The organism is Enterobacter sp. 03-F-07-AD-ECC (genome assembly GCF_047530935.1).
GTDB lineage: Bacteria > Pseudomonadota > Gammaproteobacteria > Enterobacterales > Enterobacteriaceae > Enterobacter > Enterobacter cloacae.
In genome coordinates, this window is the sequence record NZ_JBLKBZ010000036.1 from 1 (window position 1) to 23920 (window position 23920).

The 23920-nt window shown below is 55.0% G+C and carries 22 protein-coding genes and 1 tRNA gene; 6 read left to right on the forward strand and 17 right to left on the reverse strand.

Annotated elements, in window-relative coordinates; genetic code table 11:
• Positions 1–39: 39 nt before the first annotated feature.
• The 4 genes from ACMWKA_RS24450 to proB all read right to left on the reverse strand — a co-directional run bounded on the left by ACMWKA_RS24450 (position 40) and on the right by proB (position 3994).
• Positions 40–1272, reverse strand: a complete 1233-nt coding sequence (locus tag ACMWKA_RS24450) for a tyrosine-type recombinase/integrase (protein ID WP_414760672.1) — start codon at positions 1270–1272, stop codon at positions 40–42.
• 166 nt (positions 1273–1438) lie between these two features.
• Positions 1439–1514: transfer RNA gene (locus ACMWKA_RS24455), tRNA-Thr, on the reverse strand.
• Between the two features lie 111 nt (positions 1515–1625).
• Complete coding sequence (proA, locus tag ACMWKA_RS24460) at positions 1626–2879, reverse strand: glutamate-5-semialdehyde dehydrogenase (RefSeq protein WP_205918868.1); 1254 nt, start codon at positions 2877–2879, stop codon at positions 1626–1628.
• A gap of 11 nt (positions 2880–2890) precedes the next feature.
• Positions 2891–3994 carry a glutamate 5-kinase gene (proB, locus tag ACMWKA_RS24465; protein ID WP_013095745.1) on the reverse strand — a complete coding sequence of 368 codons (1104 nt, stop codon included), beginning with the start codon at positions 3992–3994 and terminating at the stop codon, positions 2891–2893.
• Between the two features lie 304 nt (positions 3995–4298).
• Here proB and phoE point away from each other — a divergent pair, with 304 nt between their 5' ends.
• A complete protein-coding gene (gene phoE / locus ACMWKA_RS24470; protein ID WP_013095744.1) occupies positions 4299–5351 on the forward strand; it encodes a phosphoporin PhoE in 1053 nt (350 codons plus the stop codon).
• A 101-nt stretch (positions 5352–5452) separates the two neighbouring features.
• Here phoE and crl read toward each other — a convergent pair whose 3' ends face one another.
• The 3 genes from crl to gpt all read right to left on the reverse strand — a co-directional run bounded on the left by crl (position 5453) and on the right by gpt (position 7719).
• On the reverse strand, positions 5453–5854 hold the full coding sequence (gene crl / locus ACMWKA_RS24475) for a sigma factor-binding protein Crl (RefSeq protein ID WP_023620943.1): 402 nt from the start codon (positions 5852–5854) through the stop codon (positions 5453–5455).
• Between the two features lie 57 nt (positions 5855–5911).
• Positions 5912–7156: an esterase FrsA gene (gene frsA, locus ACMWKA_RS24480; RefSeq protein ID WP_058684263.1), complete on the reverse strand. Its 1245-nt coding sequence runs from the start codon at positions 7154–7156 to the stop codon at positions 5912–5914.
• Between the two features lie 104 nt (positions 7157–7260).
• The gene (gene gpt / locus ACMWKA_RS24485) at positions 7261–7719 is read right to left on the reverse strand and encodes a xanthine phosphoribosyltransferase (protein WP_003863205.1); all 459 of its coding nucleotides are present in this window, start codon (positions 7717–7719) and stop codon (positions 7261–7263) included.
• A 260-nt stretch (positions 7720–7979) separates the two neighbouring features.
• Between gpt and pepD the strand changes: the two genes are divergently transcribed.
• A complete protein-coding gene (gene pepD / locus ACMWKA_RS24490) occupies positions 7980–9437 on the forward strand; it encodes a cytosol nonspecific dipeptidase (RefSeq protein ID WP_260250521.1) in 1458 nt (485 codons plus the stop codon).
• A 61-nt stretch (positions 9438–9498) separates the two neighbouring features.
• Here the strand turns inward: pepD and dinB are convergent, their stop codons facing one another.
• The gene (gene dinB / locus ACMWKA_RS24495) at positions 9499–10557 is read right to left on the reverse strand and encodes a DNA polymerase IV (protein WP_058684264.1); all 1059 of its coding nucleotides are present in this window, start codon (positions 10555–10557) and stop codon (positions 9499–9501) included.
• 157 nt (positions 10558–10714) lie between these two features.
• On the opposite strand from dinB, the gene ACMWKA_RS24500 reads away from it, so the two are divergent.
• A complete protein-coding gene (locus ACMWKA_RS24500; RefSeq protein ID WP_020686316.1) occupies positions 10715–11578 on the forward strand; it encodes a glycerophosphodiester phosphodiesterase family protein in 864 nt (287 codons plus the stop codon).
• A 48-nt stretch (positions 11579–11626) separates the two neighbouring features.
• Here the strand turns inward: ACMWKA_RS24500 and nqrM are convergent, their stop codons facing one another.
• From nqrM to ACMWKA_RS24535, 7 genes are read right to left on the reverse strand one after another with little or no spacing between them, the layout of a single operon-like run.
• A complete protein-coding gene (gene nqrM / locus ACMWKA_RS24505) occupies positions 11627–11833 on the reverse strand; it encodes a (Na+)-NQR maturation NqrM (protein ID WP_020686315.1) in 207 nt (68 codons plus the stop codon).
• Positions 11833–13056 carry an NADH:ubiquinone reductase (Na(+)-transporting) subunit F gene (gene nqrF / locus ACMWKA_RS24510; RefSeq protein WP_014830784.1) on the reverse strand — a complete coding sequence of 408 codons (1224 nt, stop codon included), beginning with the start codon at positions 13054–13056 and terminating at the stop codon, positions 11833–11835. The genes nqrM and nqrF overlap by 1 nt, the downstream gene beginning before the upstream one ends.
• Before the next feature lie 10 nt (positions 13057–13066).
• Positions 13067–13663: an NADH:ubiquinone reductase (Na(+)-transporting) subunit E gene (gene nqrE / locus ACMWKA_RS24515; protein WP_414760673.1), complete on the reverse strand. Its 597-nt coding sequence runs from the start codon at positions 13661–13663 to the stop codon at positions 13067–13069.
• A gap of 6 nt (positions 13664–13669) precedes the next feature.
• Complete coding sequence (locus ACMWKA_RS24520) at positions 13670–14308, reverse strand: NADH:ubiquinone reductase (Na(+)-transporting) subunit D (RefSeq protein WP_013095733.1); 639 nt, start codon at positions 14306–14308, stop codon at positions 13670–13672.
• Positions 14301–15095 (reverse strand): Na(+)-translocating NADH-quinone reductase subunit C, encoded by a 795-nt coding sequence (locus ACMWKA_RS24525; RefSeq protein WP_013095732.1) that lies wholly within the window; start codon positions 15093–15095, stop codon positions 14301–14303. Before ACMWKA_RS24525 ends, ACMWKA_RS24520 begins: the two co-directional genes overlap by 8 nt.
• A complete protein-coding gene (locus ACMWKA_RS24530; RefSeq protein WP_013095731.1) occupies positions 15088–16323 on the reverse strand; it encodes an NADH:ubiquinone reductase (Na(+)-transporting) subunit B in 1236 nt (411 codons plus the stop codon). The genes ACMWKA_RS24525 and ACMWKA_RS24530 overlap by 8 nt, the downstream gene beginning before the upstream one ends.
• Before the next feature lie 2 nt (positions 16324–16325).
• Positions 16326–17669: a Na(+)-translocating NADH-quinone reductase subunit A gene (locus tag ACMWKA_RS24535; protein ID WP_013095730.1), complete on the reverse strand. Its 1344-nt coding sequence runs from the start codon at positions 17667–17669 to the stop codon at positions 16326–16328.
• 298 nt (positions 17670–17967) lie between these two features.
• On the opposite strand from ACMWKA_RS24535, the gene dpaA reads away from it, so the two are divergent.
• Positions 17968–18708 carry a peptidoglycan meso-diaminopimelic acid protein amidase gene (dpaA, locus tag ACMWKA_RS24540; protein ID WP_013095729.1) on the forward strand — a complete coding sequence of 247 codons (741 nt, stop codon included), beginning with the start codon at positions 17968–17970 and terminating at the stop codon, positions 18706–18708.
• Here dpaA and ACMWKA_RS24545 read toward each other — a convergent pair.
• Entirely contained in the window at positions 18679–19446 is a 768-nt protein-coding gene (locus ACMWKA_RS24545; protein WP_013095728.1) for a class II glutamine amidotransferase, read from the reverse strand. The genes dpaA and ACMWKA_RS24545 overlap by 30 nt on opposite strands.
• 53 nt (positions 19447–19499) lie before the next feature.
• Positions 19500–20078 carry a D-sedoheptulose 7-phosphate isomerase gene (lpcA, locus tag ACMWKA_RS24550; RefSeq protein WP_013095727.1) on the reverse strand — a complete coding sequence of 193 codons (579 nt, stop codon included), beginning with the start codon at positions 20076–20078 and terminating at the stop codon, positions 19500–19502.
• Positions 20079–20317: 239 nt separating this feature from the next.
• On the opposite strand from lpcA, the gene fadE reads away from it, so the two are divergent.
• Both fadE and ACMWKA_RS24560 read left to right on the forward strand, forming a co-directional pair.
• The gene (fadE, locus tag ACMWKA_RS24555) at positions 20318–22762 is read left to right on the forward strand and encodes an acyl-CoA dehydrogenase FadE (protein ID WP_414760674.1); all 2445 of its coding nucleotides are present in this window, start codon (positions 20318–20320) and stop codon (positions 22760–22762) included.
• A gap of 107 nt (positions 22763–22869) precedes the next feature.
• The gene (locus ACMWKA_RS24560; protein ID WP_414760675.1) at positions 22870–23640 is read left to right on the forward strand and encodes an amidohydrolase; all 771 of its coding nucleotides are present in this window, start codon (positions 22870–22872) and stop codon (positions 23638–23640) included.
• Positions 23641–23920 lie beyond the last annotated feature (280 nt).

Here is a 23920-nt window from a genome sequence, read left to right on the forward strand (position 1 = left end):
AGGCGCGGGAATAAAATCCCATTCAGACGCCGGATAGATTCAAGCAAGCCAACTTGTCGTCAAAATCGGTGTTGCAAAAACGGGAGTGACCATAGATTCGTTTTCCAACGCTTCCATATAGTCGGCATACCACTGAAGCATTTCACGCCGGCCGTCTATGTACTGAGCGTGGTTGTACGTTCCTCGAATAGAGTTTTTGTCGACGTGTGCCAGCTGCGTTTCTATCCACGCGGTGTTGTAGCCCTGTTCGTGCAGGATGGTACTCATGGTGTGCCGGAAACCGTGCCCGGTGACTTTTCCGTCATAGCCAATACGCTTAAAGACTTGGTTTATGCTGGCTTCACTCATTGTTTTTCGCGGATCGTTACGGCCAGGGAACATAAGCGGGTAATTGCCTGTTAGCTCTTGGAGCTGGCCAATAAGCGTAAGAGCTTGCCTGGACAACGGTACCACATGAGGGCGACGCATTTTCATGCGTGAGGCTGGTATTTCCCAGACCGCCTTACTGATATTGACTTCATCCCAAAATGCCCCGCGGAGTTCGCCGGTACGCAAGCCGGTGATAATCAGCAGACGAGCAGCCAAAACTACTAACGCGCTTCCTGTATATCCTGACAACGCCTTGAAGAAATCAGGCAATTCTTTCGGTGTGAGGAAAGGATAATGATTGGACTCATGCCCTTGCATGGCGCTGGTGAGATCCGGAGCGGGGTTATACTCAGCACGCCCGGTGACTATTGCGTAACGGAAAACTTCCCCGCAGCGCTGCCTAACTTTTTTGGCCTTTTCTGTAGCGCCGCGCCCCTCAATGCGCCGCAGCACATTCAACAGTTCAAGCGGTTTGATATCGGCTATTGGTTTTTTGCCAATGTAAGGGAACACATCTTTGTTGAAAGCCTCCAGGATGTCTGAAGCATACCCAGCAGACCATTTTTTTAGTTTGCTGCTGTGCCACTCAAGGGCAATATCTTTGAAGGTGTTGTTTAACTGCGTTTCACGGGCGATCTTCTCTTCCCGTTTCGCTTCCATAGGATCGATACCCCCAGCGATACCCCTTTTGGCTTCTTCACGTTTTGCCCGAGCATCGGCCAATGTGACTTCAGGATACACACCCAGCGCTAACAGCTTCTCTTTGCCGGCTACACGATACTTGAGCCGCCAGTATTTGCCGCCATTAGGTTTAATCAGGAGATACAAACCACCACCATCAGCCAGCTTGTAAGGCTTATCTTTAGGTTTGGCGGTGTCCACCTGCCGGGCGTTTAGTTTCACTTGGGGGTACCTCCTCTAGACCGAACAGCATATACCCCCATAAGTACCCCCAAACGACTGTAGATTTCAGGGAACTTTAGTAGACGTAGAAATACTAAAAGGGGCTGTAAAGCGCAGAGTATAAGGGGTTTCAGTGAACTTTAGTAGACTTGGGGAGACGTTAGAATGGTGCCGATAATAGGAGTCGAACCTACGACCTTCGCATTACGAATGCGCTGCTCTACCAACTGAGCTATATCGGCCCTGAGAGGCCGGTTACGAGCGTAACCACGGGGCAAAAGGTTAGATCTATCCGGGTGATGCGTCAATGCCCTTTTGAATCAAACGGCTATTTTTGCATCACCCGTGATTATTTACGCACGAATCGTATCGTCGCCGATGCCGATCCACTTGTAGGTGGTCAACGCTTCCAGGCCCATCGGACCACGCGCGTGCAGTTTTTGCGTGCTGACGGCCACTTCCGCGCCCAGACCAAATTGTCCACCGTCGGTGAAGCGGGTTGATGCGTTCACGTACACGGCAGAAGAATCCACTTCGTTTATAAAGCGGTCGGCATTGCGCAGCGTGCGCGTCAGGATGGCGTCAGAATGCTGAGTACCATGCTCACGGATGTGCGCGATAGCGTCGTCGAGATCGGCTACGATCTTCACGTTCAGATCCAAAGACAGGAACTCGTCGTCATACTGCTCCGCGTTTACCGGCACCACCGTCGCCGGGCCGTCTTTCAGCAGCGCCAGCGCCTTCTCGTCCGCGTGCAGCGTGACGCCACTCTCGGCCATCTGCTTGCTCAGGGCTGGCAGGAAGGTGTTCGCGATACCCTGATGCACCAGCAGCGTTTCCACCGTATTACAGGTGCTTGGACGCTGGGTCTTGGCATTCACGATAATCTTCAGCGCCGGTGTAATTTCGGCGCTCTCGTCCACCACGATATGGCACACGCCGATACCGCCGGTGATCACCGGGATCGTCGACTGCTCGCGGCACAGCTTGTGCAGGCCCGCGCCACCGCGTGGGATCAGCATGTCGATGTATTTGTCCATGCGCAGCATCTCGTTCACCAGCGCACGGTCCGGGCTTTCGATAGCCTGCACGGCTCCTGCCGGTAAGCCGCACTCCTGCAGCGCCTGCTGGATGACTTTCACCGTCGCGGCGTTGGTGCGCCATGTCTCTTTCCCGCCGCGCAGAATAGCGGCATTACCGGTCTTCAGGCACAGGGACGCAACGTCCACCGTCACGTTCGGACGGGCTTCATAAATCACGCCGATAACGCCGAGCGGCACGCGACGGCGCTCCAGACGTAAACCGCTGTCGAGCAATCCGCCGTCAATCACCTGCCCGACCGGGTCGGCCAGATTACAAACCTGACGGACATCGTCGGCGATGCCTTTCAGGCGTGCCGGGGTCAACGCCAGACGGTCGAGCATCGCTTCGCTCAGACCATTGCGGCGCGCTTCCAGCAGATCCTGTTCGTTGGCGAGGAGGATTTCCTGCGACTGCGATTCCAGATAATCAGCGATTTTTTCCAGCACGCGGTTTTTCTCGCGGCTGGAAAGGAGCGCCAGTTTGTACGAGGCGGCCTTGGCGGCGGCACCCATTTGTTCCAGCATTTTCTGGCTCCTTAACGAATAATCATGTCGTCACGATGCACGGCAACCGGGCCATACTCGTAGCCCAGAATGGCGTCGATCTGCTGCGAGTGGTGACCCGCAATACGGCGCAGAGCATCGCTGTTGTAGCGGCTGACGCCGTGAGCGATGTCGCGACCTTCAAGGTTACGGATACGGATCACTTCACCACGGGAGAAGTTGCCTGTCACGTTTTTAATTCCTTTAGGAAGCAATGAACTCCCTCTTTCCAGAATCGCCGCGGTCGCCCCTTCATCCACGGTCAGTTCACCTGCCGGCGGCGCGCCGAAAATCCAGCGTTTGCGGTTTTCCAGCGGGGATTCCTGGGCGTGGAAGCGCGTGCCGACGGAAATGCCTTCCATCACGTCGCCAATGACGCCAGGACGGCTGCCCGCCGCAATGATGGTGTCGATCCCGGCGCGGCAGGCCACATCCGCCGCCTGCAGTTTAGTGCCCATGCCGCCCGTTCCCAGGCCAGAGACGCTGTCGCCGGCGATGGCGCGCAGCGCATCGTCAATGCCGTGGACATCGGTAATCAGTTCAGCTTCCGGGTTGGAGCGCGGGTCTGCGGTAAACAGCCCCTGCTGGTCGGTCAGGAGCAAGAGCTTGTCGGCACCGGCCAGGATCGCCGCCAGCGCAGAGAGGTTATCGTTGTCACCCACTTTGATTTCAGCGGTAGCCACGGCGTCGTTTTCGTTAATCACCGGGACGATATTGTTGTCCAGCAGCGCGCGCAGCGTATCGCGGGCGTTCAGGAAGCGTTCTCTGTCTTCCATATCCGCGCGCGTCAGCAGCATCTGCCCGACGTGAATGCCATAAATTGAGAACAACTGTTCCCAGAGTTGAATGAGTCGGCTTTGTCCCACGGCGGCCAGCAGCTGTTTAGAGGCGATCGTCGCGGGGAGTTCGGGGTAACCCAGATGTTCACGCCCGGCGGCAATCGCCCCGGAGGTCACAATAACAATACGATGCCCTGCGGCATGCAGTTGAGCGCACTGACGTACAAGCTCAACAATGTGGGCGCGATTTAGGCGGCGCGATCCGCCTGTTAAAACACTGGTGCCGAGTTTTACCACCAGCGTCTGGCTGTCACTCATGATTCTCTGCCGTTCAACGATAAGGGAAAGTGATGTCGAACGAACGTTTTAACAGGTGTCAGGCCCGTTGCCAACTGCCACAGCACATCGCGAAACACTTTGTTGCGCGGGATCAGGAAGCGTAGCGGCGGATTTTGACAATTTTATTACCGAAATAATAAATCACAGTTTTTTAAAATTAATCTTAATTTGTCATAAAAGTTTCATTCCGTAACGTTAAAACCCTTTCTGTTTTTTCACGGGACTTAAGCATGAGCTTATCGTCCAGCGAATTTTTAAGCGCGTTTATAAGACAGGATCGAAAATGAAAAAGAGCACTCTGGCATTAATGGTTATGGGCGTTGTGGCTTCCGCATCTGTTCACGCTGCCGAAGTTTATAATAAAAACGGCAACAAACTGGACGTGTACGGCAAAGTTAAAGCAATGCACTACATCAGTGATGACGATTCAAAAGATGGTGACCAGACATACGTGCGTTTCGGTTTCAAAGGTGAAACTCAGATTAACGATCAGCTGACGGGCTATGGCCGTTGGGAAGCGGAATTTGCAGGCAACAAAGCAGAGAGCGATTCCACTCAGAAAACGCGTCTGGCATTCGCCGGTCTGAAGCTGAAAGACTTTGGTTCTCTGGATTACGGTCGTAACCTGGGCGCGTTGTATGACGTGGAAGCGTGGACCGATATGTTCCCTGAGTTTGGCGGCGACTCTTCCGCGCAGACCGATAACTTCATGACCAAGCGTGCAAGCGGTCTTGCCACTTACCGTAACACCGACTTCTTTGGCGCGGTTGATGGTCTGGATATGACCCTGCAATACCAGGGTAAAAACGAAAACCGCGACGTCAAAAAACAGAACGGTGACGGTTTTGGTACGTCTCTGACCTATGACTTTGGCGGCAGCGATTTCGCGGTAAGCGGCGCGTACACCAACTCTGATCGTACCAACGCGCAGAACCTGCTGACCCGCGGCGAAGGCAAAAAAGCCGAAGCCTGGGCAACCGGTCTGAAATATGATGCGAACGATATCTACCTGGCGGCGATGTACTCCGAAACCCGCAATATGACCCCAATTTCTGGCGGCTTTGCCAATAAAGCGCAGAACTTTGAAGTGGTCGCACAATATCAGTTCGATTTCGGTCTGCGTCCATCCCTGGGTTATGTCCAGTCTAAAGGCAAGGATATCGAAGGTATTGGCGATGAAGATCTGGTGAAATATATCGACGTCGGCGCGACCTATTATTTCAACAAAAATATGTCCGCGTTTGTTGATTATAAAATCAACCAGATTGATGACGATAACAAACTGGGCGTGAGCAGCGATGATATCGTTGCCCTGGGTATGACCTACCAGTTCTGAGTCGGCAGTAATAAAAAAACCGGCATTAAGCCGGTTTTTTTGTGCCCGGTGGCGCTGCGCTTACCGGGCCTACGGGATCATCACCCGGCATTATTTCATCTTTACGCCGTCAATTTCGCCTTTTCACTGGAAAAATCATCGGCAGGCTCAAGCTTCAGGTCCAGCGTGGCCAGTAAATCGCGCGCCTTGTCGTGGAACTCTTTCAGGGTATATTCCAGGCGGTCAATCACTTCCTGATCTTTGATGGTGGTGGCCTGCCAGTTGCCGTCTTTATTAAACAGGCCAAACTGGTAGCTATAGGTAAAACGTTTCTCTTCTGCTTCCATTTCCATCCACCAGCCCCAGAATTCACGTTTTTCGGGTGCAGGCTTCACGTTGACGCATACAGCCAGGCAGTCGAAAAAAAAGCGATTCTCTTCACACTGCTCTTCTCGAATATACGGGCCAAGAGCCATGAACTTCTTAATCAATCTACTTTTCGGGTGTCCACTCGGTAACGTCATTACGATCTCCTTTTGTGAAGCCACTGTTTTACCAAACCATCAAAATTTAGCAATCTCTTAACACAATCTCTGGGCGATCCAACGCGTAATCTCTTTTAATGCTTTGTCAAAATTCTGATACACCGGGCTGAAGGGAACTTCCAGCAATTTGCCATCCGCAGATGACGATGTGATTAAGCGTGACTCCTCTTCCGGGCTGAACGGATCGTTTTTCCAGAAGCCGGACAGCATCGGCGTTGGACACCGGCGTCCCAGCAGGCCCTGCGTTTTTAACGAATAGCGATTGAGTTCCACGCGCAGCGCTTCGTCTGAAGCATCATGCATGCCAAGGCGGCTGGCCAGTACGTCGAGGTACATTTCCGGCACGCTGCCCTGACGGGCAGGATCGCTGAGCAGAGCGTGAACCACTGGCCCAAGACAGGCTACGGCCTTCAGGCGTGACGCCTCAAGATAGGCCAGACGCACGGCCACGTTCGCCCCAAAGCGGAAACCAAACGCCGCGACGCGGGTGTGGTCGACCCAGGGAATGTTTTCCAGCGCTTTCAGCGCATGTTGGTGCAGAAGACTGGAATCCTGCGTCAGTTTCCATTTAGAGGAAAAACCGATAGAGGGCATATCAAGCGTCAGCATCGCGATCCCTTTTGGGGCGAAGTAACGCTCATACAGGCTGTAATAGTCGATTTGCAGCGAATCCAGCCCACCGCACATCAGCACGGTCGGAAACGGGCCGTCGCCTTCAGGCATATGCAGGAACCCGGTCACGGGCCCGCCGCCGGGGATGGTGAACTCAAGCTCGCGCATCCGGCCCGGCAAGCGTTGGGCAGCCTCTTCATAGGCACGGTTTGCCAGCGCCTGCGCCTGCTCCGCCAGCTCATCCCCTTTTAAGTGCGGATAGGCGGCAATGGCGTAAAGGTTGGCTGCGTGCAGCCAGTGCTTGCCGCTGAGGGTGGCGTCCTCTTCCTGGCTGGCTTTTTGCTGCCAGAGCATCGCCTGTTTCGACCATTCGTAGATCCAGTTGCCGCCGCGGTAACCCACCACCGTATCGTAGAGTTCGCTGTCGGTACGCTCGGCTTCACTCATGACGATACGCGCCTGCACATCGAGGATTTCACGCGGATCGATACCGCGCCAGATCCACATCAGGCGGTTAATCATGCGATACCAGTGAGGCACGTTTTTACCGTCTAATGCAGACTGGACGGCAGGCTGGTTCCCCGGATTGAAGCGACGCACCAGCGTCGAGGTTTCAGGGTGCTTGAAACGGGGTTTGAAGAGTGTCTCGGTGAGATTCGCCTGCGTCATTGCGTTGCCTCCATGGATACGTCATATAGTGTCCATTGTAACGCGTGGCAGAATAAAAAGAACAACGCCCGGCATAGCCGGGCGCGTAAAGTTACGTACGGAAATTAACGGCCTGAAATAGGCGGTACAAAGACCACGCCCATGTCCCATGGCTGTTCAATCCAGGTATCCTGTGGAATATCAATCACGTAATCATCCACCAGTGGGCGGCCCGCCGGTTTCGCGAAGATGGTGACGAAGTGTGCTTTTGGGTACATTTCGCGGATAGCCACCGCGGTACCGCCGGTATCCACCAGGTCATCAATAACGATGAAACCTTCACCGTCGCCTTCCGCGCGTTTCAGCACTTTCAGCTCACGCTGGTTGTCGTGGTCATAGCTGGAAATGCAGACGGTATCGACATGACGAATACCCAGCTCACGGGCCAGCAGCGCCCCCGGTACCAGACCGCCACGGCTAACGGCAATAATGCCTTTCCACTGTTCAGAAGGCATCAGACGCGCGGCCAGTTTGCGTGCGTGGATCTGCAACATGTCCCAGGTGACGACGTATTTTTCGCTCATGTGAAGTGTCCCAGCCTGTTTTTATACGGCTTAAAAAGTGTTCGAGGGGGAAATAGGTTGCGCGAGATTATAGAGATCTGACGCACTAAAAACCAGTGTTTAGCGCCCTCTGCCTGAGTTTTTACATGCTTTATGCTACCAGCCATCGGAGAAAGTGGTATTCTCAGTTGCATCTCGCAAGCCTGACTTGTGGTAACTATTAACCTGCTAACCCTGTGACCTGCAACTCGCTTTGCAGGGCATCGACAAGGAGACTTATCGTGTCTGAACTGTCTCAATTATCTCCCCAGCCGCTGTGGGATATTTTTGCCAAAATCTGCTCCATTCCACACCCGTCTTACCATGAAGAACAGCTTGCCGAACATATTATGGGTTGGGCGAAGGAAAAAGGTCTGCACGCTGAACGCGACCAGGTTGGCAACATTCTGATCCGCAAACCGGCGACCGCAGGCATGGAAAACCGTAAACCGGTTGTGCTGCAGGCGCACCTGGACATGGTGCCACAGAAAAACAACGACACCGTTCACGACTTCACGAAAGACCCGATCCAGCCGTACATCGACGGCGACTGGGTGAAAGCGCGCGGCACCACGTTGGGTGCAGATAACGGTATCGGTATGGCCTCTGCGCTGGCGGTACTGGCGGACGACAGCGTTCAGCACGGTCCACTGGAAGTGCTGCTGACCATGACCGAAGAAGCGGGCATGGACGGTGCGTTCGGTCTGCAGGCGAACTGGCTGCAGGCGGATATTCTGATCAACACCGACTCTGAAGAAGAAGGCGAGATCTACATGGGCTGCGCGGGCGGGATTGATTTTATCTCTACCCTGCCGCTCTCCCGTGAAGCGGTGCCTGCTGGCTTCCAGACCTTCAAGCTGACGCTGAAAGGGCTTAAAGGCGGCCACTCCGGCGGTGATATTCACTTAGGCCTGGGCAACGCCAACAAACTGCTGGCACGCTTCCTGGCGGGCCACGCGGCTGAGCTGGACCTGCGTCTGGTCGATTTCAACGGCGGTACGCTGCGCAACGCAATCCCACGTGAAGCGTTCGCGACGGTAGCCGTTCCAGCCGCCAAAGCGGACGAGCTGAAAAAGCTCTCCAGCGTCTATCTGGATATCCTGAAAAACGAACTGTCCGCGAAAGAGAAGAACCTGACCGTGGTGCTGGAGTCCGTGTCCACGGATAAAGCCGCGCTGACCCCCCAGTCTCGTGACACCTTTATTCAGCTGTTAAACGCGACGCCAAACGGCGTGATCCGCAACTCAGACGTCGCGAAAGGCGTGGTTGAAACCTCTCTGAACGTGGGTGTGGTCACCATGGGCGACGACAGCGCAGAGATCATCTGCCTGATCCGATCGCTTATCGACACCGGTAAAGAGTACGTAGTGAGCATGCTGGAATCTCTGGGCACGCTGGCCGGTGCGAAAACCTCTGCTAAAGGCAGCTACCCAGGCTGGCAGCCGGACGCAAGCTCTCCAGTGATGGCACTGGTGCGTGAAACATACCAGCGTCTGTTCAACAGCACCCCGAACATTCAGGTGATCCACGCGGGTCTGGAATGTGGTCTGTTCAAGAAGCCGTACCCGAACATGGATATGGTCTCCATTGGGCCAACCATTACCGGGCCGCACTCACCGGATGAGCAGGTTCACATTGAAAGCGTGGGCCATTACTGGACCCTGCTGACTGAACTGCTGAAAGCGATTCCTGCTAAGTAATACCCTCACCCCAGCCCTCTCCCAAAGGGAGAGGGTGAACAACGTCGCGCCACTGGCCTTTTTACAATCCCAATACCAGCTGTCGTTCCAGCTGCGGATCCAGCAAGGTAACGTGTAACCCCACCAGCCTGACCCCTCGCCCGCCCCGACGTTCATCCCAGGCCTTTTTCGCCGTCGCGATGAGATCCTCTTTATTCAGGCGCGGCCAGACATGCTCCTGAGTCGTCTGCTGAAAATCATTGAACTTAAGCTTCACGCCCTGACGGGCAATCAGCAGGTCCGGTTTGACCTTGATTAAGCGCCGTTCCAGTTCAGGATAGAGCTGCTCCGTAATGATGTTTTCGCATTCAGACCAGTCATGAATATCTTCAATCAGTGTGCGTTCAACTCCAACCGACTTTCGCAGCCGCTCGCTGCTGACACTGCGCTCGTCTATACCCTGACTGCGCTCCCACAGCACGCGGCCAAATTTTCCAAAGCGTTTAAGCAGCATGGCTAAATCGCTGCGCTGTACATCTTCGCAGGTTCGCAGCCCCATGCTTTCCAGCTTTGCCGCAGAGACTTTGCCTACGCCCGGGATTTTGCCGAGCGGCAGCGTTTTTAAAAACGCCGGGACCTCTTCCGGGGTAATAACGTACTGGCCGTCGGGCTTGTTGAGATCGGACGCTATTTTGGCGAGGAATTTCACCGGTGCGACACCTGCCGACGCGGTCAGATTCAGCTCCTGGAAGATAGTCCGGCGGATCTCCTGCGCCATCAGCGTCGCGGAGCCGTGACAGTGCACGCTGTCGGTGACATCAAGATAAGCTTCGTCCAGCGACAGAGGTTCAATCAGTGAGGTGTAGCGAGAGAAGATTTCGCGGATATGCAGGGACGCTTCTTTGTACGCCTCAAAGCGACCGGGTAAAAGCGTGAGATGAGGACAGAGCTTAAGGGCCATGGCGGTAGGCATGGCGCTGCGCACGCCAAATTTGCGCGCAGGATAGTTGGCGGTGCTGATTACACCGCGCTGGACACGGCTACCGCCAATGGCAATAGGAATATCCCGCAGCGCCGGGTTGTCACGCATCTCCACTGCGGCAAAAAAACAGTCCATATCGACATGGATTATTTTGCGCATTACGACCACCACACATGTATTTATATACAGTATATCAAAGTCTAAAAAATGCGACAGCAGATTTACCTTCTCTTATTTGTCATAAAAATATGATACAAAAAACAACACGTAACTTGTTGTATATATTAATTTTTTATGTGAATAAGGATATAAATTCATGAGAAAAATACTCGCGCTCTCTCTGCTGCTCGTGACGGGAACGAGCTTCGCTGGCCCACAGATCGTTGCCCACCGGGGCGGAACAGCCGACGCACCAGAAAACACAGTACAAGCGATCAAACTGGCCTTAGAGAATCAGGCTCAGGCAGTCTGGATAACCGTGCAGCTCAGTAAAGATGGCGTTCCGGTCCTGTATCGTCCTTCTGATTTAAAAGCGCTGACGAACAAAACAGGCAAAATCTCGGACTACACGCTTGCGGAGTTATCGGCAGTTGACGCTGGCTGGAGCTGGGGCGGTGAAACCCATCCCTGGCGTGGCAAAGGGGTGACGATCCCCACCCTGAAAAGCGTACTGGAAACCTGGCCACAAACCCGGTTTTATATAGATATCAAATCACCTGACGCCGATCCGGCCACGATGGGAAAAGCGCTTCTTGCGGTGCTTAATGAGACCCAGAGTCTGGGGCGGGTGAGGGTTTATTCTACTGAGGACCGTTATCTTGCCTCGCTTCCGGCAGCAATCCCACGCTTTGTTACCCGAAGTGAAACGCGCTCCAGGCTGGTAACAGTATCGCTGAGCCATCAGTGCCTGCCACCAGAGCAGACGATGCAGGAGTACTGGTACGCGCTAGAGCTGAACAGAACCGTTGACGTGGTTGAGAAATTTACCCTTGGTGAAGGGGTGTCCCGCTCAACCCTCACCTGGGATAAAGAATCCATGGACTGTTTCCGCTCGCAGGGCAACAGTCACGTTATCTTGCTGGGCGTGAACACCGCCGAAGATTATAAAAAGGCAGAGGCGCTGCAGGCGGATGCGGTGATGGTCGACTCGCCCGCCGCCGCAAAAGCGTGGGCTAAATAAGCCAGCAGGCCGCAATAATGCGGCCTGCTGTTATCGTTACGTCGCGATTTACAAAATTCGGCGCTGCTGCTCCCGCGCCATCCTTTTTTTACGGGCATCGCACGGTTCCGGGCAGTCGCAGACTTTTTCCATGCCAATGGACGAGATCCCACCGCAGCTGCCCTGAATGCTTTTGCGCTTGATGATCCAGCCTAACGACATGCCGAATATGACCAGTACAAAGACCGCGAAGGTTGCCAGAAACGTCAGCATCATCAGCCTCCAAAATCATCCAGCAGGATGTTCTCATCTTCCACGCCCAGATCTTTAAGCATCTTGATCACGGCGGCGTTCATCACTGGCGGACCACACATATAAAACTCGCAGTCTTCCGGCGCAGGATGCTGTTTGAGGTAGTTTTCATACAGCACGTTGTGGATGAAGCCCGTATGGCCGGTCCAGTTATCTTCCGGCTGCGGATCGGAAAGCGCCACATGGAAGGTGAAGTTAGGGTTTTCACGCGCCAGCTGTTCGAACTCATCGTCATAGAACATCTCACGCAGCGAACGCGCCCCGTACCAGAAACTGATTTTACGCTGACTGCCAAGCCGCTTGAGCTGGTCGAAAATGTGCGAACGCATCGGCGCCATACCTGCACCACCGCCGATAAATACCATTTCGGCATCGGTCTCTTTCGCAAAGAACTCGCCAAACGGGCCGGAGATGGTCACCTTGTCACCCGGTTTTAATGACCAGATATACGATGACATGACGCCCGGCGGCGCATGCGGTACCGCTGGCGGCGGCGTGGCGATACGCACGTTAAGCATGATGATACCCTTCTCTTCCGGGTAGTTCGCCATGGAGTAAGCACGAAGCGCGGGCTCTTTAACCTCAGAGACAAAGCGGAAGAGGTTGAATTTATCCCAGTCGGCACGGTATTCATCAGGCACGTCGAAGTCAGCATAGGCTACGGTGTGCTCCGGACATTCAATCTGGATATAGCCCCCCGCCCGGAACGGAACGCTCTCTCCTTCAGGCACCCGCAGTTTAAGCTCTTTGATAAACGTGGCTTTGTTATCGTTGGAGATAACTTCGCATTCCCATTTTTTGACGCCGAAAATCTCCTCCGGCAGTTCAATTTTCATGTTCTGGCGCACCGCGACCTGGCAGGCCAGACGGCAGCCCTCTTTCGCCTCACGCTTGGTGATGTGCGACAGCTCAGTGGGCAGAATATCGCCACCGCCCTCTTTCACCTTTACGCGGCACTGCCCGCAGGAGCCACCGCCGCCGCAGGCCGAAGAGACGAAGATGCCGTTGCCGGCAAGCGTATTCAGCAGTTTATCGCCGGCTGGTGTGCGGATCTGGTTTTGCGGTTCATCGTTGATATCGATAATGACATCGCCGGAATTCACCAGCTTCGCGCGCGCCACCAGAATCAACCCCGACAGCACCAGTACAATCAGCGTGAACATCGCCACGCCAAGCATAATTTCCATCAGTTAGCCCTTATAGCTGCACACCGGAGAAGGACATAAAGCCCAGCGCCATGAGACCGGTGGTGATAAAGGTGATCCCTAAGCCACGCAGGCCTGCAGGCACGTTGGCATATTTCATTTTTTCGCGGATCCCCGCCATGGTGACGATAGCCAGCATCCAGCCGATCCCGGAGCCGAAACCATACACAATTGATTCGCTGAAGTTGTAATCACGCTGAACCATAAACGAGACGCCACCGAAGATGGCGCAGTTCACCGCGATCAACGGCAGGAAGATCCCCAGTGCGTTGTAGAGTGACGGGAAATACTTATCAAGGATCATCTCAAGGATTTGCACCAGCGCCGCAATCACACCGATAAAGGTAATGAAGTTCAGGAAGCTGAGATCCACCCCCTCCACCAGCGCGCTGTCGCGCAGGACAAAGTTGTACACCAGGTTGTTGATCGGCACCGACAGGCCAAGCACCACGGTAACCGCTATGCCCAGGCCAAATGCCGTTGACACCTTTTTGGACACGGCAAGGAACGTACACATGCCGAGGAAGAACGCGAGCGCCATGCTTTCAACAAACACCGCGCGCACAAATAAACTCAGGTAATGAGCCATTGTCGGTTACTCCTTTTCCTGCTGTTCTGGCTTCAGGGTACGAATCAGCCAGATCAGCAAACCGATAATGAAAAATGCGCTTGGAGCCAGCAGGAACAGGCCGTTTGGCAGATACCAGCCGCCGTTCTGTACCGTGTCCAGCACCGTGATGCCAAACAGCTTACCGCTGCCAATCAACTCACGCAGGAACCCTACGGACAGCAGGATCACGCCGTAGCCGAGGCCGTTGCCGATGCCGTCCATAAAGCTCGCCAGCGGGGGCATTTTCATGGCATAGCCTTCTGCACGTCCCATCACGATACAGTTGGTGATAATCAGGCCCACAAATACCGAAAGCTGTTTCGATATTTCATAGGCAAAGGCTCGCAGCAGCTGATCGACCACGATCACCAGCGAGGCGATGATCGCCATCTGCACGATGATCCTCACGCTGTTGGGGATATGGTGGCGGATCATCGAGATAAACATGCTGGAAAACGCGGTAACCAGCGTTACTGCCAGCGTCATCACCACCGCCGTTTCCAGCTTGGTGGTCACCGCCAGGGCTGAACACACACCCAGCACCTGCAGCGTTATCGGGTTATTGGCTAAAAGTGGGCCAATCAGCACCTTTTTAACTTCTTTCAGTTCACCCGTATCAGCCATGGTTCAGCGCTCCTTCACGTACATTTTTCAGGAAAGGACCAAAACCGAGTTCGCCCATCCAGAAATCAAAACTGTGCTGCACCCCTTTGGAGGTGAGCGTGGCCCCGGATAGCCCGTCAACGGCATAGACATCGTCAGGACGCGCAGACCCTTTCATCACCTTCAGCGCAGGCGCTCCGCTGTCGTCGAGCACTTTCTTCCCGACAAACTGCGCGCGCCAGTTAGGGTTCTCCACTTCACCACCGAGCCCCGGCGTTTCACCCTGGTCATAGTAGGTGATGCCTTTCACGGTGCGGCCATCCGTATCAAGCGCCACGAAGGCGTACATCATTGACCACAGGCCGTTGCCGTAGATGGGCAGCACCACTTCCTGCACCTGTTTTTGCTCATCACGTACGAGGTAGATTTCAGCCAGATTGCTGCGACGCTTAATGCCCGCCGGATCCTGAGATGCGTCCAGCGTCATGCTCATCTGCGGGTCTTTTAATGCCAGCGCCTGGTTATATTTCGCCGGATCTTTATCCAGCAATTGACCCGTTTTTAAATCCACCAGACGCGCGGTGATGCGCTCAGCAAAGACGGCCGACACATCGTCTGCACTCATCCCTTCCTGCATCAGCCCGGCGACGGCCAGGATGTTGCGCTGTTTATCCAGCGCGCGCTGCTCCTGCTGTCGCGGCTTTAACCCCACGGCAGAACCAGCCACCACAATGGAACAGACCAGACACAGGACCAGCACCACCAGCAGCGTTTTGCCGATGCTGTCGTTATTTTTGATTTCAGCCACGTGCCTTCCTCCGCTTAATGTTGGCGCGCACGACCAGATAATCGAACAGTGGTGCAAACAGGTTGGCAAACAGAATGGCCAACATCATCCCTTCCGGATAGGCCGGGTTGACCACACGAATCAGGACACACATCACCCCGATGAGCACGCCATAGCTCCATTTCCCTCTGTCAGTAAAGGAAGCAGAAACCGGATCGGTGGCCATGAACATCATGCCGAAGGCGAAACCGCCCAGCACCAGATGCCAGTACCAGGGCATGGAGAACATCGGGTTGGTGGCGGAACCGATAAGGTTGAACAGTGTGGCAGTCAGCACCATGCCGATCATGACACCGGCGACAATCCGCCAGGAGGCCACGCGACCAAACAGGATGATCGCCCCGCCAATCAAAATCATCAGCGTGGAGACCTCCCCAATGGAGCCCGGGATGTTGCCCATAAACGCATCAAACCAGGTGACGGGTTGGCCTGTCGCATTGTTCACCAGCGTTTCACCGCCGTGCGCCGCCCATTGTGAAAGCGGTGTCGCCCCAGAGAAGCCGTCCGCAGCGGTCCAGACCAGATCGCCGGAAATTTGTGCCGGATAGGCAAAGAACAAGAACGCACGCCCTGCCAGCGCAGGGTTGAGGAAGTTACGCCCGGTTCCCCCGAAGATCTCTTTCGCGATGACCACACCAAAGCTGATCCCCAGCGCGGCCTGCCAGAGCGGTAACGTTGGCGGGACAATCAGGGCAAACAGAATGGAAGTAACAAAGAAGCCTTCGTTGATCTCATGTTTACGAATAATGGCAAACAGCACTTCCCAGAACCCACCCACGATAAATACCGTGATGTAGATCGGCAGGAAGAACACCGCCCCCAGCGTCATCATGCTGATCCAGCCCGCGTCTGGGGCAAAACTTACGCCAAGCGACTGTGCCAGACGGTAATGCCAGTCAGACTGGATCACCTGCGCCAGTTGCTGAGCATCGTACAGATGATGCAGCGCCGGAATGGTCTGCAGCCCCACGTTGTACATGCCCCAGAACATTGCCGGGAAGACGGCAAACCAGACCAGAATCATCATTCGCTTCAGGTCGATGGCGTCACGAACGTGCGCCGCGCCTTTCGTCACCAGACCTGGCGTGTAGAAAATGGTCGTCGTCGCTTCATACAGCGGGTAGTACTTCTTCAGTTTACCCTCGGTAAAATGCGGCTCTATTTTTTCAAAGAGGTGTTTTAAGCCCATGGTTATCCTTCCTGCTCAATGCGGGTTAACACCTCGCGCAATACCGGTCCATATTCGTATTTTCCCGGACAGACATAGGTACAGAGCGCCAGATCTTCTTCGTCCAGCTCCAGGCAACCCAGCGCCTGGGCGCTGTCGGTGTCCCCGGCAAGCAGATCGCGCAGCAGCACGGTGGGCAGAATATCGAGCGGCATAACACGCTCGTAGTTGCCAATCGGCACCATGGCGCGCTCACCGCCGTTTGTGCTGGTGGAGAAGTTGAACAGCTTATGACGCAGGAAGTGGCCGAGCGTGGTGCGGGTGACGGAATACTTTTCTGCACCTGGCAGCACCCAGCCGAAGAGCTCTTTCTCACGCCCTTCCAGCACAATGCTCACCTGCAGATGGAAGCGTCCCAGATAGGCCTGCGGCCCAACGGCATGACGGCCGCTGAGTACCGAACCGGAAATCAGACGGTTTTCACCCGCTTTGGTTTCGTCGTCCAGCAGTTCATTGATATCCGCACCCAACAGCGTTGTCACCAGGCGCGGGTTTGCCGCCTGCGGCCCGCCAATCGCGATTACTCGCTCTGTGCAGAGCTTACCGGTGGTAAAGAGTTTGCCGATGGCAATCACGTCCTGATAGTTAAGGTGCCAGACCTGTTTTGTCAGGCTGACCGGCTCAAGGAAGTGAATATGCGTTCCCGCCAGCCCCGCCGGATGCGGGCCTGCAAATTCATTAAACGTCACCTGTCCCTGCGGATGGCCGCCAAGTTTACCGGCACTGGCCTGGCACACGTGGACTTTCCCGGACGTCAGCCGCGTGAGAACGGTCAGCCCGGCATCAAAGGCCTGACGTTGTGCCAGAATAACCGGCTGCGGGTCTGCACTGAGTGGGTTGGTGTCGATTGCCGTAACGAAGATAGCGGCCGGAACCGTGCCAGGCACAGGCGTTTTGCTGAAAGGGCGTGTGCGAAATGCGGTCCACAAACCGGCGTCCAGCAGTTGCGCCTGAACGGTTTCACGGCTCAACGCCGCGAGGTCTGCGGCCTCATAATGGGCAAACTCACGCTGTTCATCCCCTTCAATGCGGATAACCACCGACTGCAATACGCGACGTTCGCCACGGTTGATCGCCACAACGGTGCCGCTGGCAGGGGCGGTAAACATCACGCCGGGATTTTTTTTATCTTCGAAGAGCGCCTGCCCTTTAATGACGCGATCGTCCTGCTGGACCAGCATTGAGGGGCGCATCCCCACGTAATCGTCGCCCAGAATGGCAACATGGCGAACGCTTGCGCCTGCCGAAACGTGCTGTTCGGGCACGCCTGCGATGGGCAGGTCAAGTCCTTTTCTTATTTTAAACATGTGGTTAGCAAGTTTCCGTGAACAACTATTCTGAGGGCGTGAAGTGTACCATTTCCGGCGTTTTCCGGGCAGATAAAACTCAGCTGCAGGTGTCAAATTGCGAACTGATACGCAAAGTTCCTGGAGCCAGCGCGAATTTGATGGGTTATAAAGTAAAACTAATTTGTAAACTAACAGCTCCGCTCTTGCGAAAATCTATAGCGGTGCTAATGTGAGCGCTCCTAACAGATTAATCTGATTTCGGGTCTCTTTTGCCGTTCTGGCAAGTTGGTCTTAGTTTTATCAAGGAACTTGTAGTATGCGTAAAATCGCATTGTTCATTGCGATGCTCCTGATTCCGTGCGTGTCGTTTGCCGGGCTGCTCAGCAGCAACAGTTCAACCACGCCTGTGAGCAAAGAATATAAACAGCAGCTAATGGGATCCCCCGTTTATATTCAAATCTTTAAGGAAGAACGCACACTCGACCTGTTTGTGAAAATGGGTGAGACATATCAGCTGCTCGACAGCTACAAGATTTGTAACTATTCCGGTGGTCTGGGGCCAAAACAGCGTCAGGGCGATTTCAAAAGCCCGGAAGGGTTTTACAACGTTCAGCGTAACCAGCTAAAACCGGATAGCCGTTTCTATAAAGCGATTAATATCGGCTTCCCGAATGCCTTTGACCGTGCGCACGGTTACGAAGGTAAATATCTGATGATCCACGGTGCCTGTGTGTCCATCGGCTGTTACGCTATGACCGATTCCGGCATTGATGAGATTTTCCAGTTTGTCACGGGCGCACTGGTCTTTGGTCAGCCAAACGTTCAGGTCAGCATCTATCCGTTCCGCATGACCGATGCCAACATGGCGCGTCACAAGTACTCTTACTACGCGGATTTCTGGAAACAGCTAAAACCGGGCTATGACTATTTCGAGCAGACGCACAAGCCGCCTGTCGTCTCGGTTGTGGATGGCCGTTATGTGGTCAGCAAACCGCTGAGCCACGAAGTTGTCCACCCACAGCTGGCATCAAATTACACGGTCCCCGAGACAAAATAACACCCACTCGCCTGGCATAATCTTCTGCCAGGTCTCGTTGCCGGTCAGCGGCTGCGTGGCGATAACAGTGACCACATCATTTGGTGTGGTCTCTTTCTGAAAATCAATTTCCACATCCTGATCGAGCAGCTTTGCCACGCCAAACGGTGCACGTCGGGTGATCCAGAACAGGTTCGTCGAGCAGAACGCCATCACATAGCGCCCGTCAGACAACAGCATGTTAAACACGCCCTTCTCGCGCAGTTCAGACGCCAGCGACGCAATATATTTAAATACCGCCGCCATGTTGCCAGGGGTGCGCGGATAACGCTCTGTTAGCTTATGCAGCAGCCAGCAAAAGGCTTTTTCGCTGTCGGTTTCGCCAACCGGGCGAAAATTACCGGTCTCCAGTGACTTATAGCCCGTAAGTTGCCCGTTATGCGCGTAGGTCCAGTTACGGCCCCACAGCTCACGGGTAAACGGATGGGTATTTTCGAGCGCCACTTCGCCGCGGTTTGCCTGACGAATATGGGCGATTACCGAACAGGATTTAATGGGGTAATCCTGCACCAGTTTGGCAATCGGTGAGTTAAAGCTGGGTTGTGGATCCTTGAACGTGCGACACCCTTTGCCTTCGTAGAAGGTGATACCCCAGCCGTCTTTATGCGGCCCGGTTCCCCCACCGCGCTGTACCAGCCCGGTGAAACTAAAGCAGATATCGGTTGGCACATTGGCGCTCATCCCGAGCAGTTCGCACATAGATTACCTCCACTCCACAACTGCGGGGGGCACCGGAGCCCCCCAGCGAAGTCTTACTTAACCATCTCTTTTTCGATCAACTGGATCAGGATGTGGATCACTTTGATGTGAATTTCCTGAATGCGGTCAGCATAACCGAAGTGCGGAACACGGATTTCAACGTCCGCGGTACCGTCCATCTTACCGCCATCTTTGCCCGTCAGGGTGATGACTTTCATCCCTTTTTCACGCGCCGCCGCAATCGCTTTGATCACGTTACCAGAGTTGCCCGAAGTGGAGATACCCAGCAGCACGTCACCTTCACGACCAACCGCTTCAACGTAGCGGGAGAAGATGTAGTCGTAACCGAAATCGTTGCCCACGCAGGAGATATGGCTCACGTCGGAGATCGCAATCGCCGGGTAGCCCGGACGGTTTTCACGATAACGCCCGGTCAGCTCTTCTGCGAAGTGCATAGCGTCGCAGTGGGACCCCCCGTTACCGCAGGAGAGCACTTTGCCACCGGCTTTGAAACTGTCGGCCAGCAGGACCGCCGCGCGCTGAATAGCGTGAATATTGGCATCATCTTTCAGAAAGTTAGCCAGCGTTTCCGCCGCTTCGTTCAGTTCGTTACGAATAAGATCCTGGTACATGAGGATAATCCTTCAGTATTGATGAGATAACACAGTGGAGTGTACCGGATAGCAATAAAAGCGAGAAGCTAAAGGGATGCGAATCGTCTGACGTTTTGCGTTTTCGTGCCGGCAAACAAACGAACAATGTGAACCAGGTTGTAATTATTTTGTAAACACATTGCTAAAGGAAATAACATCAACTACAACCATATCATCACAAGTGGTCAGACCTCCTACAAGCAAGGGAGCTTTTCTTTATGATGATTTTGAGCATTCTCGCAACCGTTGTCCTGCTCGGTGTGCTGTTCTATCACCGTGTAAGTTTATTCCTGAGCAGCCTGATTCTTCTGGCCTGGACGGCTGCGCTTGGCGTCGCAGGTCTCTGGAATATCTGGCTTTTAGTGCCGCTGGCCATCATTCTTCTGCCGTTTAACTTTGCCCCGATGCGTAAGTCGATGATCTCCGCGCCGGTATTCAAAGGTTTCCGCAAAGTGATGCCACCGATGTCGCGCACCGAGAAAGAAGCGATTGACGCCGGTACCACCTGGTGGGAAGGCGATCTGTTCCAGGGCAACCCGGACTGGAAAAAACTGCATAACTACCCGCAGCCGCGTCTGACAGCGGAAGAACAAGCCTTTATTGACGGCCCGGTAGAAGAAGCCTGCCGTATGGCCAATGACTTTGCCATCACCCATGAAATGGCCGACCTGCCGCCGGAGCTGTGGGCATACCTGAAAGAACATCGCTTCTTCGCGATGATCATCAAAAAAGAGTATGGCGGTCTGGAATTCTCCGCGTACGCTCAGGCTCGCGTGCTGCAAAAACTGGCTGGCGTCTCCGGGATCCTGGCGATCACCGTGGGCGTACCTAACTCCTTAGGCCCGGGCGAACTGCTGCAGCATTACGGTACAAAAGAGCAGAAAGATCACTATCTGCCGCGTCTGGCACGCGGTCAGGAAATTCCATGCTTCGCACTGACCAGCCCGGAAGCGGGTTCCGATGCAGGCGCCATCCCGGATACCGGTGTGGTCTGCATGGGCGAATGGCAGGGCGAACAGGTACTGGGTATGCGCCTGACCTGGAACAAACGCTACATTACGCTCGCGCCTGTCGCTACCGTGCTGGGCCTGGCGTTTAAACTCTCCGACCCGGAAAAACTGCTGGGTGGTGAAGAAGATCTGGGCATTACCTGTGCGCTGATCCCCACCTCTACCCCGGGCGTTGAAATTGGTCGTCGCCACTTCCCGCTGAACGTGCCGTTCCAGAACGGTCCGACCCGCGGTCAGGATATCTTTGTCCCGATTGATTACATCATCGGTGGGCCGAAAATGGCCGGTCAGGGCTGGCGTATGCTGGTGGAATGTCTGTCCGTTGGTCGCGGCATTACTCTGCCGTCGAACTCAACCGGCGGGCTGAAATCGGTGGCGATGGGGATTGGTGCCTACGCGCACATCCGTCGTCAGTTCAAAATCTCCATCGGCAAGATGGAAGGGATCGAAGAGCCGCTGGCGCGTATCGCAGGCAACGCCTACGTGATGGATGCCGCCGCGTCGTTAATTACCTACGGCATTATGCTGGGTGAAAAACCGGCCGTACTGTCCGCGATTGTGAAGTACCACTGCACCCACCGCGCACAACAGTCGATCATTGATGCAATGGATATCGCAGGTGGTAAAGGCATAATGCTCGGCGAAGGCAACTTCCTGGCGCGTGGCTATCAGGGCGCACCGATCGCCATCACTGTAGAAGGGGCAAACATCCTGACCCGCAGCATGATGATCTTCGGTCAGGGGGCGATTCGCTGTCATCCGTACGTGCTGGAGGAGATGGCCGCCGCGCAGAACAACGACGTGGATACCTTCGACAAGCTGCTGTTCAAACATATCGGTCACGTAGGCAGCAATAAAGTGCGCAGCTTCTGGCTGGGTCTGACCCGCGGGCTGACCAGCGCCACGCCAACCCATGATGCAACAAAACGTTATTACCAGCATCTGAACCGGCTGAGCGCCAACCTGGCGCTGCTGTCCGACGTCTCCATGGCAGTGCTGGGCGGTAGCCTGAAGCGTCGCGAGCGCATCTCTGCCCGTCTGGGTGATGTGCTGAGCCAGCTCTATCTGGCTTCTGCGGTACTGAAACGCTACGACGACGAAGGCCGTCAGGAAGCGGATCTGCCGCTGGTGCACTGGGGGGTGCAGGATGCGCTGTATCAGGCCGAGCAGGCGATTGACGATCTGCTGGTGAACTTCCCGAACCGTCTGGTGGCAGGTGCCCTGCGCGTGGCGATCTTCCCGACCGGTCGTCATCATCTGGCGCCGTCTGACAAGCTGGATCATAAAGTGGCGAAGATCCTGCAGGTACCGAGCGCAACCCGCTCACGTATCGGTCGAGGTCAGTATCTGGCGCCAACGCCACATAACCCGGTAGGTCTGCTGGAAGAGGCGCTGCTGGACGTGATGGCCGCCGACCCGATTCACCAGAAGATCTGTAAACAGCTGGGCAAAAACCTGCCGTTTACCCGCCTGGATGAACTGGCAAAACAGGCGCTGGCGGGTGGCATCATCGACAACAGCGAAGCCGCACTCCTGGTGAAAGCCGAAGAGAGCCGTCTGCGCAGCATTAACGTCGATGATTTCGAACCGGATGAGCTGGCGACACAGCCGGTAAAGCTGCCGGAGAAACACCGCAAACCTGAAGCCGCTTAACGCGTTTCGTCCTGAAAAACCCCGCCAAGAGCGGGGTTTTTTATTGCCATCTTTTCTCTTTATGTCGTGCTACAGTGTCAAAAAGGGTCGTTTGAGGAGTCTGAATTGTGCCTGGTCTGAAGATTTCTATTTTGCAGCAACCTTTAGTGTGGATGGATGGCCCTGCCAACCTGCGCCACTTTGATCGTCAACTGGAAGGCATTACCGGGCGCGATGTGATTGTCCTGCCGGAGATGTTCACCACGGGCTTCGCGATGGAAGCCGCACAACAGTCGATGCCGCAGGATGAGGTGGTCGCCTGGATGCACGCCAAAGCGCAGCAGACCAACGCGCTGATCGCCGGGAGCGCCGCCCTGCAAACGGAACGCGGCCCGGTGAACCGCTTCCTGCTGGTTGAGCCGGAGGGGAAGGTCCATTTTTACGATAAACGCCACCTGTTCCGCATGGCCGATGAACATCATCATTATGAAGCCGGCAGCGAACGTGTGGTGTTTGAATGGCGCGGCTGGCGTATTCTGCCGCTGGTCTGCTACGACCTGCGCTTCCCGGTCTGGTCGCGCAACCGCAACGATTACGACCTGGCGCTGTATGTCGCCAACTGGCCTGCGCCGCGCTCCCTGCACTGGCAGTCGCTGCTGGTGGCGCGCGCAATTGAAAACCAGGCGTACGTGGTGGGGTGTAACCGCGTGGGAACAGACGGCAACGGACATCACTACCGGGGCGATAGCCGGGTGGTGAATCCGCAGGGCGAGATCATCGCCACCGCCGAACCGCATCAGGCGACGCGCATTGATGCCGAGCTGTCGTTGCCGGCGCTGAAGGAGTATCGCGAGAAGTTCCCCGCATGGCAGGATGCGGATCCGTTTAGTATTGGGTGACATTTTCCCCTCACCCCAACCCTCTCCCTCCGGGCTGAGGTATCCCCAGTAATTTTTTACCGAAAGCGATGAATGTTGCTTCAGGAAAATGAATGACTTATAGCGGCACCCTGGTCCGGCTGTAAATCGCTGAGGCGTTTCCTGCAGGCCGGGGCGAGGCGCAGGGATGCGCCGAGAGGGCGGCTTTACAGGGATGTTACATCCGCCCGTCCCCGATAAGCCGGAAGGAATAAGCCGAAGGCACCGCGAAGCGGCGATTTACCGCCGGGAGCCCGGGTCG